The organism is Inquilinus sp. YAF38 (assembly GCF_052113205.1).
GTDB lineage: Bacteria > Pseudomonadota > Alphaproteobacteria > DSM-16000 > Inquilinaceae > Inquilinus.
The window spans coordinates 41,853-50,185 of record NZ_JBFRCU010000053.1; the positions used below are offsets into that span (position 1 = coordinate 41,853).

At 70.9% G+C, this 8,333-nt stretch carries 9 protein-coding genes; 6 read left to right on the top strand and 3 right to left on the bottom strand.

Annotated elements, in window-relative coordinates:
* Window positions 1-2 precede the first annotated feature (2 nt).
* From fdxA to AB4Z01_RS22155, 4 genes are all read left to right on the top strand, one after another.
* Window positions 3-344, top strand: coding sequence for a ferredoxin FdxA (gene fdxA, locus AB4Z01_RS22140; protein ID WP_441697642.1), 342 nt, complete (start codon window positions 3-5; stop codon window positions 342-344).
* A 276-nt stretch (window positions 345-620) separates the two neighbouring features.
* Window positions 621-1,121 carry a CarD family transcriptional regulator gene (locus AB4Z01_RS22145; protein ID WP_138887935.1) on the top strand — a complete coding sequence of 167 codons (501 nt, stop codon included), beginning with the start codon at window positions 621-623 and terminating at the stop codon, window positions 1,119-1,121.
* A 141-nt stretch (window positions 1,122-1,262) separates the two neighbouring features.
* Window positions 1,263-2,081, top strand: coding sequence for a hypothetical protein (locus tag AB4Z01_RS22150; protein WP_441697644.1), 819 nt, complete (start codon window positions 1,263-1,265; stop codon window positions 2,079-2,081).
* 162 nt (window positions 2,082-2,243) lie between these two features.
* Window positions 2,244-3,131, top strand: coding sequence for an RNA polymerase factor sigma-32 (locus tag AB4Z01_RS22155; RefSeq protein ID WP_441697646.1), 888 nt, complete (start codon window positions 2,244-2,246; stop codon window positions 3,129-3,131).
* A gap of 46 nt (window positions 3,132-3,177) precedes the next feature.
* On the opposite strand, the gene AB4Z01_RS22160 is transcribed toward AB4Z01_RS22155, so the two are convergent.
* Window positions 3,178-4,509 (bottom strand): M48 family metalloprotease, encoded by a 1,332-nt coding sequence (locus AB4Z01_RS22160; protein ID WP_441697648.1) that lies wholly within the window; start codon window positions 4,507-4,509, stop codon window positions 3,178-3,180.
* Complete coding sequence (locus tag AB4Z01_RS22165) at window positions 4,509-5,258, bottom strand: thermonuclease family protein (RefSeq protein ID WP_441697650.1); 750 nt, start codon at window positions 5,256-5,258, stop codon at window positions 4,509-4,511. The genes AB4Z01_RS22160 and AB4Z01_RS22165 overlap by 1 nt, the downstream gene beginning before the upstream one ends.
* Window positions 5,259-5,381: 123 nt before the next feature.
* Between AB4Z01_RS22165 and pip the strand changes: the two genes are divergently transcribed.
* Window positions 5,382-6,332 (top strand): prolyl aminopeptidase, encoded by a 951-nt coding sequence (gene pip, locus AB4Z01_RS22170; RefSeq protein ID WP_441697651.1) that lies wholly within the window; start codon window positions 5,382-5,384, stop codon window positions 6,330-6,332.
* 200 nt (window positions 6,333-6,532) lie between these two features.
* Here the strand turns inward: pip and AB4Z01_RS22175 are convergent, their stop codons facing one another.
* Window positions 6,533-7,258, bottom strand: a complete 726-nt coding sequence (locus AB4Z01_RS22175; protein WP_441697653.1) for a HugZ family pyridoxamine 5'-phosphate oxidase — start codon at window positions 7,256-7,258, stop codon at window positions 6,533-6,535.
* 142 nt (window positions 7,259-7,400) lie between these two features.
* Between AB4Z01_RS22175 and AB4Z01_RS22180 the strand changes: the two genes are divergently transcribed.
* On the top strand, window positions 7,401-8,099 hold the full coding sequence (locus AB4Z01_RS22180) for a response regulator transcription factor (RefSeq protein WP_441697654.1): 699 nt from the start codon (window positions 7,401-7,403) through the stop codon (window positions 8,097-8,099).
* Window positions 8,100-8,333: the final 234 nt, after the last annotated feature.

Here is an 8,333-nt window from a genome sequence, read left to right on the forward strand (position 1 = left end):
GTATGGCCTATGTTGTGGGTGAAGCTTGCATCAAGTGCAAGTACACGGATTGCGTCGAAGTCTGCCCCGTGGATTGCTTCTACGAGGGCGAAAACATGCTGGTCATCCACCCGGACGAGTGTATCGACTGCGGCGTGTGTGAGCCGGAATGCCCGGCCGAGGCGATCAAGCCGGACACCGAGGCCGATGCCGCGGAGAAGTGGGGCGAGATGAATCGCGAATACTCCACGATCTGGCCGAACATCACCCGCAAGAAGGACGCCCCCGCCGACGCCGACTCCTGGAAGGAGGTCGAGAACAAATTCGCCGAGCATTTCAGCGCGACTCCGGGCGAAGGCAATTGACGATTCGCCGAGTCCGCCGGCCTGCATTGCAAAAAAAGCGTCATGTCAGGGCGGGCTCGGCCTTCATATCGGAAGCGCAACGTATTATAGTACGCTTCACATTCCCGGTGCTGACGACCACTTCCGACCCTCCGAATGCGGGCCGGAATCGATTTCTGCGTCTCTGTTTCGGTGCGGAGGTCACATTCGGTCAGCAGCGCGGCGAAGCGCGAGGCGGCGGCCGTTTACGGCCAACGCCACTGGGTCCGACCACAGAGGGTGACTCCATTGGCAGACATGGCTCAGGAACTTGAGTACGACGTCGGCGACTACGTTGTGTACCCGGCGCATGGCGTCGGCCGCATCGAGGCGCTGGAGACGCACAGCATCAGCGGCATGACCGTGCAGCTGTATGCCATCAGCTTCGAGAAGGAGCGGATGACGCTCAAGGTTCCTGTCGGCAAAGCCAAGAAGTCCGGGCTGCGCAAGCTGTCGTCGAAGGACCGGATCAAGACCGCGCTGGAGACCCTGACCGGCCGCAGCCGCGTGCGCCGCACGATGTGGAGCCGCCGGGCCCAGGAATACGAGGCCAAGATCAACTCCGGCGACCCGGTGTCGATCGCCGAGGTGGTGCGCGACCTGCACCGCGCCACCGATCAGCCGGAGCAGTCCTACAGCGAGCGCCAGATCTACCAGGCGGCGCTGGAGCGGCTGGCGCGCGAATTGGCCGCGGTCGAGAAGATCGACGAGGTCAAGGCGACCCAGAAGCTGGAGCAGGTGCTGAAGAAGGCGGCCTGAGCCCGCTCTCTTCGCATACTGAAAAAGGCGGCCTCCGGGCCGCCTTTTCCATGTTCGGGCTCCGGCGTTGGCCGAAGGGGCTGGTTTCACCGGGGCGAGCCGCTAAAATGCAATGCAGATGACAGATCCCATCCGTTCCGCGTGACCCGCGACACCGAGAAATTCGCCCGGCTGGGCCGCCCGAGGCGGATCTGGGCCGTCGGCGCCGTGCATGGCGAGGTCAACCGCCTGACCGTGCTGCACGACCATGTCGCCGCCCGGTTCCAGCCCGGCGACCGGCTGGTCTATCTGGGCAACCTGATCGGCCGGTCCGAGCGGCTGCATGCGCTGGTCGACGAGGTGCTGTCGATGCGGCGGGCCCTGATCGCCCGCCCCTTCGTGCTGGCCGAGGACGTCGTCTTCCTGCGCGGGGCGCAGGAGGAGATGTGGCAGAAGATGCTGCAGCTGCAATTCGCGCCGAACCCGCAGGACGTGCTGCGCTGGATGCTGGCGCAGGGCGTCGAGGCGACGCTGCGCGCCTATGGCGGCCGGCCCGAGGAGGGCATGGCCGCGGCACGCGAAGGCGCCGTCCGGCTGACCCGCTGGACCAACGGGCTGCGCGAAGCCATCCGCGCCGCCCCCGGCCACAATGCGCTCTATGCCGCGCTGCGCCGGGCTGCCTTCACCGAGCCTCGCCTTGCCGAGGACGACGGCATCCTGTTCGTCAGCGCCGGCATCGACCCGAGCCGGCCGCTCGCCGCGCAGGGTGACGCCTTCTGGTGGTCGGCCGCGGGCTTCGCCGGGCTGAGCGAGCCCTATGCCGGCTTCCGCCGCCTGATCCGCGGCTATGACCCTTCAGGCGGCGGGCTGCAGCTCGAGGGCATGGCGGTGACGCTCGATTCCGGCTGCGGCCGCGGCGGCCGCCTGGCCTGCGGCCTGTTCGAGCCCGACGGGACCCTGGCCGAGATCGTGGAAGCCTGAAAGCCTTCCCTCCCGCGTAACAAACCGCCCCAGTCCGGCGAACCATTGGACGAAGGGACAAGCTCCCGCCCGGCGAGGGAACGACGCCATGCGGGAGGGTGTTCGTCTAATCGAAGTCGCGGGACGGATCCGCGGCATCGTTCGGCCGAAGAGGGGGCGTCCATGCCGCATCTCGACGATCCCGAGACCCAGCGCGCCAACCTGAAGTTCATCAAGGCGTCGATGAGCGAGCCGCTGCTGTCGCGCGAGACCGAGTTCGAGCTCGCCAAGCGCTGGCGCCAGGATCATGACGAACCGTCGCTGCACGCTTTGGTCCGGGCCTATACCCGCCTGGTCATCGCCACTGCCTCGCGTTTCCGCAACTACGGCCTGCCGATCGGCGATCTGGTGCAGGAGGGCAATGTCGGGCTGATGCAAGCCGCCGCCCGGTTCGAGCATGACCGCGAAGTCCGGTTCTCGACTTATGCCGCCTGGTGGATCCGCTCGGCGATGCAGGATTATGTGCTGCGCAACTGGTCGATCGTCCGCACCGGCACCACCGCGGCGCAGAAATCGCTGTTCTTCAACCTGCGGCGGCTGCGCGCCAAGATCGAGAATGCCGGCGGCCAGTCCGGGCTGACCCAGGCCGGCCGCGCCTGGATCGCCGGCGAGCTGCGGGTCGACGTCACCGATGTCGAGCAGATGGAGATGCGCCTCTCGGCCTCCGACCAGTCGCTCAATGCCCCGATCTCCGAGGAGGGCGAGGACGACTGGCAGGGCCTCCTGGCCGACACCCGCCCCTCGCCCGAGGAGGTGGTGATCGGCATGCGCGACAACGTCACCCGCTCGCGCTGGCTGGCCGAGGCGATTGGCGCCCTGAGCCCGCGCGAACAGACCATCATCCGCCAGCGCCGGCTGCGCGACAGCGGCGCCACGCTGGAGGAGCTGGGCCGCCAGCTCGGCGTCAGCAAGGAGCGGGTGCGCCAGCTGGAGCACCGCGCCCTGACCAAGCTGCGCGCCTCGATCTCCCGCCACGTCGCCCAGGCGGAGGAGCTGTTCCTGGAAGAATAGCGCTTCGTAGGTTGGGTTCGCACCGCGAACCCAACCTACGTCATTGTCACTCGACGATCAGCTTGACCCGGCTTCCGGGCGAAACGGTGTCGCCGACGACATCGTTCAGCAGCCGGAACTGCGCCTCCGCCGCCTCAACCCGCATCCGGCCGACGAGACTGGCCACGGTGTCGTCCGGCCGGACCGGGACGACGGCGAGGCGGCGGGGCCGGACTGCGGCGGCTTCGGCCGCGCCGATCCGGCGGAAGCTCTCGATCGCGCCGCGCACCGTCGCGGTGGCCGGGCTGCCGGCCCGGGTCAGGATGTTGAAGCGGTCGCGCCGCTCCGCCGTGGTCTCGATCACCACCAGCAGCGCCTCCCACCGGTCGGCGCCGATCGCAACCCCGGCGACGCCCCAGGCGGCCGGGAAGCCGCCGAGATCGCCGGCGCCGACGCTTTGAACCCCACCCACCCGGCGGCCCCACACCCGCTCGAGGAACAGCCGCGCTTCCAGCGCCCGAGGCTGCGACAGGTGGTCGAACAGGATCAGCGAATCATCCGGGCCGATGCCCATCACCCGCTGGCGCTGCCGCAGCAGGGCCACACCCGGCGGCGCGTCCCAGCGGAAGCCGGCGGCGGGGTCGAGCACCGCCTGGCCGCGGATCGGGATCTGGCCGGCCCCCTCGCCCCAGGGCAGCCCGTCGACGGCGTCGAGCCAGGCGACCTCTCCCGGGTCGCCGGGCGACAGCGCCGCCGCCTGGGCCCGGGCCGCCGCGATCCGCTCCGCCGTCTCCGGATGGTCGCCGCCGCTGATCGCCGCTGTGGCCAGCTCCGGCCGGCCGGACAGGGATGCGGCCAGGCGCTGGGCGGCACCGAGCCGGGCCAGGAAGGCGGGCGCCGCCGCGGGGTCGAAGCCGGCCCGGGCCAGGGCCGCGATGCCGATCCGGTCGGCCTCCTGCTCCTGCGCCCGGTCGAACTCGGCCTCGGCCTGGACCTCGGCAAGCCCGGCGATCGCCGGGTCGACCGGCGGCCGTGCGGCGCGCGACTTGGCGTGGCCGGCGACGACATGCCCGATCTCATGCGCCAGCACCGAGGCCAGCTCGGCCTCGCTGCGCGCCAGGGCCAGCAGGCCGCGGGTGACCAGCAGGCGGCCATCCGGCAGCGCCGCGGCATTGACCTGGTCGGAATCGAGCAGCTCGACCGCCACCTGCAGGCGCCCGCCGGTCTCGGCATCCGCCACATTGCGGGCGATGCGGGCGACATGGTCGCGCAGCGCCGGGGCACGGTAGGGACCGCCGAAGGCCGCCCGGATCTCCCGCGCCTCGGGTGTGTCGGCGCGGGCGAGATGCGGCAGCAAAGGCGCCGCCATCAGGCCCAGCAGCAGGTCGCGACGAATCATCAATCCAGCCTTTCGATCTGTTCGATCCGGACCAAGGCGATGCGCGGTCCACCCGACCAGTCGAGCCAGCCGCGCACCCGGATGCGCCGGCCCTGYAGGGCTGTCAGATCCTGTCCGGACGCCGCCAGCGCGCTCACCAGCGCCGGCTCCGCCGTCACGGTGAAATCCTGCCGCGAATCGGTGCCGAAATTGAGATAGGCGCGGCCGCGCACCAGCGCCGCCCGCTGCACTTGGCCTTCGACGATCTGGAACCGGTCGAGGTCGCCGCGGCCGAGCGTCTCGGCCGATCGCACGGCCAAGCCGGCATCGCCCCACAGGCCGCGGCCGGCGGCACGGGCCTCGGCCTCCACCGCCAGCAGCGCGGCCAGTGTCGTCGCCGGATCGGCGCCGCCGGCATCGACCCGCGCCAGCCCGCGGCCGAGCAACGCCGCCTGAGCCCAGGTGCCGTCCTCGCGCTGCAGCTGGGCCGGCACCCGGCCGTGGCGGTCGGGCGGCGCCAGCCGGGCCGGGCGGACCGAACGGCCCTGCAGCAGCTCGGCCAGGGCCGCCCGGGCGATGTCGCGCCAGCGGCCGGCCGGGATGTCGAGCGCGCTCAGCCGCACCACCGTGCCGTCGGCCAGGGCCACGGTGCGGCCGTCGGGCACGGCTTCGACCGCGACCGGCGGACCGTAGTCGAGCCCGTCCGCCGGCTGGGCCCGGGCGTGGCCGGCGGTGCAGAGCAGGATCAGGAGCAGCAGGACGCGGCGCATCGGTGCAGCATAGGCGGATTCGGCTGCGCTCTCGCACCGCAGAGCCTCGCCTCGATCGGCTTTTTGCAAAGCGCCGCCGACCCCTTAGAGTGGAGGGCGAGACTCAGCCCGACTGCGAGACCCATGCCGCGCGACCTGATCTTCCCGACCATCGAGCCCTTCGCCACCGGCCTGCTGCCGGTCGACGGCCTGCACAGCATCTATTGGGAGCAATGCGGCAAGCCGGACGGCGTGCCGGTGGTGTTCCTGCATGGCGGCCCTGGCGCCGGCGCCTCGCCCACCCATCGCCGCTTCTTCGACCCCGGCTTCTACCGCATCATCATCTTCGATCAGCGCGGCGCCGGCCGGTCCCGCCCCCTGGGCGAGACCCGGCAGAACACCACCGAGCACCTGGTCGGCGACATGGAGCAGCTGCGCCGGATGCTGGGCATCGAGCGCTGGCACGTCTTCGGCGGCTCCTGGGGCTCGACCCTCGCCCTCGCCTACGCCCAGGCGCACCCGCAACGCTGCCGGTCGCTGACCCTGCGCGGCATCTTCCTGATGCGGCCGCAGGAGATCGACTGGTTCTTCCATGGCATGGGCACCTTCTTCCCGGAGGCGCATCGCAGCTTCGTCGAGTTCCTGCCGCCGGCCGAGCGCGGCGACCTGACCCGCGCCTATCACCGCCGCCTGACCGACCCCGACCCGGCCGTGCACCTGCCCGCGGCCCGGGCCTGGAGCATCTATGAGGGCTCCTGCTCCACCCTGCTGCCGAACCCAGAGATCGTAGCTTCGGCCGGCGAGGACGCGCATGCGCTGGGCCTAGCCCGGATCGAGGCGCATTACTTCCTGAACAACCTGTTCACCCCGCCGGACCGGCTGCTGCGCGATGTCGACCGGATCCGCCACATCCCGGCGGCGATCGTCCAGGGCCGCTACGACACGGTCTGCCCGATCACGACAGCGGACGAGCTGCACCGCGCCTGGCCGGAAGCGACCTATGTGGTCGTGCCGGACGCCGGCCATTCGGCGATGGAACCGGGCATCCGCACCGCTTTGGTCGAGACCATGGAACGGCTGAAGGCGGTCGGATAGAGGCTACCGGTCGGGTCGAGGCGGCGCGTCGTCTCTCCCGGTTGCAAGATTTTTGAGGCGGCCCATCCCTTCTATGCTCCCCCTCCCCTTGCGGGAGGGGGTTTGGGGGAGGGGTCTGCGCGCGTCCGCGCGCGAATGGTCAGAGGGCAGAACTCACCGCGCGCCCGGCGAGCACGCCATTCTCGATCGATCGCCATCCCTCAATCCGCCAGCCCGCCGCCGCGGGCGTGGCGGACCAGTCGCACCAGCTCCTTCCGCGCCGTCTCGGCGTCGGTGACCGGCGCCGCGAAGGCCAGCCGGGCGACGGCGGGGCCGCGCCGCAGATCGGCGCCGTCGGCGTCGATCCCGGTCATCCGCCAGCCGCTGCCGCTGCGGCCGAGCAGTGCCTGGGCGTAGAGGTCGATGGCGTCGGCGTGGTCGTCGTTCATATGGCCGATGATGCCAGGCTCGGCCGCGGTCAGCGCCGGCGGCGGGGCGATCAGCAGGTCCTCCGCGTCGAAGCGATGGATGGCGCCGAAGCCGGCGACCATGTGGCCGCGCGCGACCCGCACCCGCCACAAGCTGAAATCCGGGAAGCCGGCATAGCCGGCCGCATCCGGATGCCGCGCCAGGTAGCGGGCCCGCAGCGCCGGGTCGTCCGCCGGCTCGGCCCGGCCGGAGACGGTCAGGCGCGGCCCGGTCAGCGGCTGGTCGAACCCGGCCGTGCCGTCGAACAGCAGCGCCGCCCGGGAGTCGCGCTCGAGGTTGCCGGTGTGCTCCGCCAGCCGCGAGATCAGCAGCAGCGGCTGCCCGGCCGGGTCGGTCGCCACCAGCACCAGCGAGGCGTAGGGGCCGCCGTCGGCGTCCAGCGTCGCCAGGGTGGCGCGGTCCAGGCTGCGCAGCAGGGTCCGGGCCTGCGCGGCGGGGGCGAGCTCTGATATCGTCATCGCGCCGCTACCTCTTGGTTTTCTTGGAGATTACCTCGTCCGAGTGACATTTCGGCCGCGAATACGCCATATTGGGCGTTCAGCGTCCCCGGCAATGTGACTGTGCCCGCCGGGGGCGGGTTGGTGAGAGTGGAGGGGGGCCATGGCCCAGACCATCGCGCTGGTCGACGACGATCGCAACATCCTGACATCGGTCGCGATGTCGCTGGAGTCGGAGGGCTATGAGGTCCGCACCTTCTCCGACGGCGACGAGGCGCTGCGCGGGCTGACGCAGAAGCCGGTCGACCTGGCCGTGCTCGACATCAAGATGCCGCGCATGGACGGGATGGAGCTGCTGGGCCGGCTGCGCAAGACCACCAACATGCCGGTGATCTTCCTGACCTCGAAGGACGACGAGGTCGACGAGCTGCTGGGCCTGCGCATGGGCGCCGACGACTACATCAAGAAGCCGTTCTCGCAGCGCCTCTTGATCGAGCGCATCCGGGCCCTGCTGCGGCGCGAGCAGCTGGCGACCGACACCACCCCGGCCGATCCCGCCGCCGTGGTGGCCCGCGGCGACCTGACGCTGGACGGCAACCGCCATGCCTGCCTGTGGCGCGGCGAGACCATCGACCTGACGGTCACCGAGTTCCTGCTGGTCAAGGCGCTGGCGATCCGCCCCGGCCACGTCAAGAGCCGCGACCAGCTGATGGACGCGGCCTATGGCGAGCACATCTATGTCGACGACCGCACCATCGACAGCCACATCAAGCGCATCCGCAAGAAGTTCAAGGCGATCGACACCGAGTTCGGCCACATCGAGACGCTGTACGGCGTCGGCTATCGCTACAAGGAGGCTTGAGCGGACCGGCGGCCATCCCCTCCGCGGCCGCGGTCGGGAGCCGACCGCCGCGTGATGCCATGACGGCCACCCCATGACGGCCACCCCATGACGGCCACGCTGAGAGCCTCCCGCGGCCCCGCGCCGCGCCTCGGCGAGCCGGCCGAGGCCAGCCCCGACGCGATCGGCGCCGTCCCCGAGGCCGCCGCGCCGGAGCCGGCTGCCGAGCCGATCACCGCGACCCCGGTCGGCGGC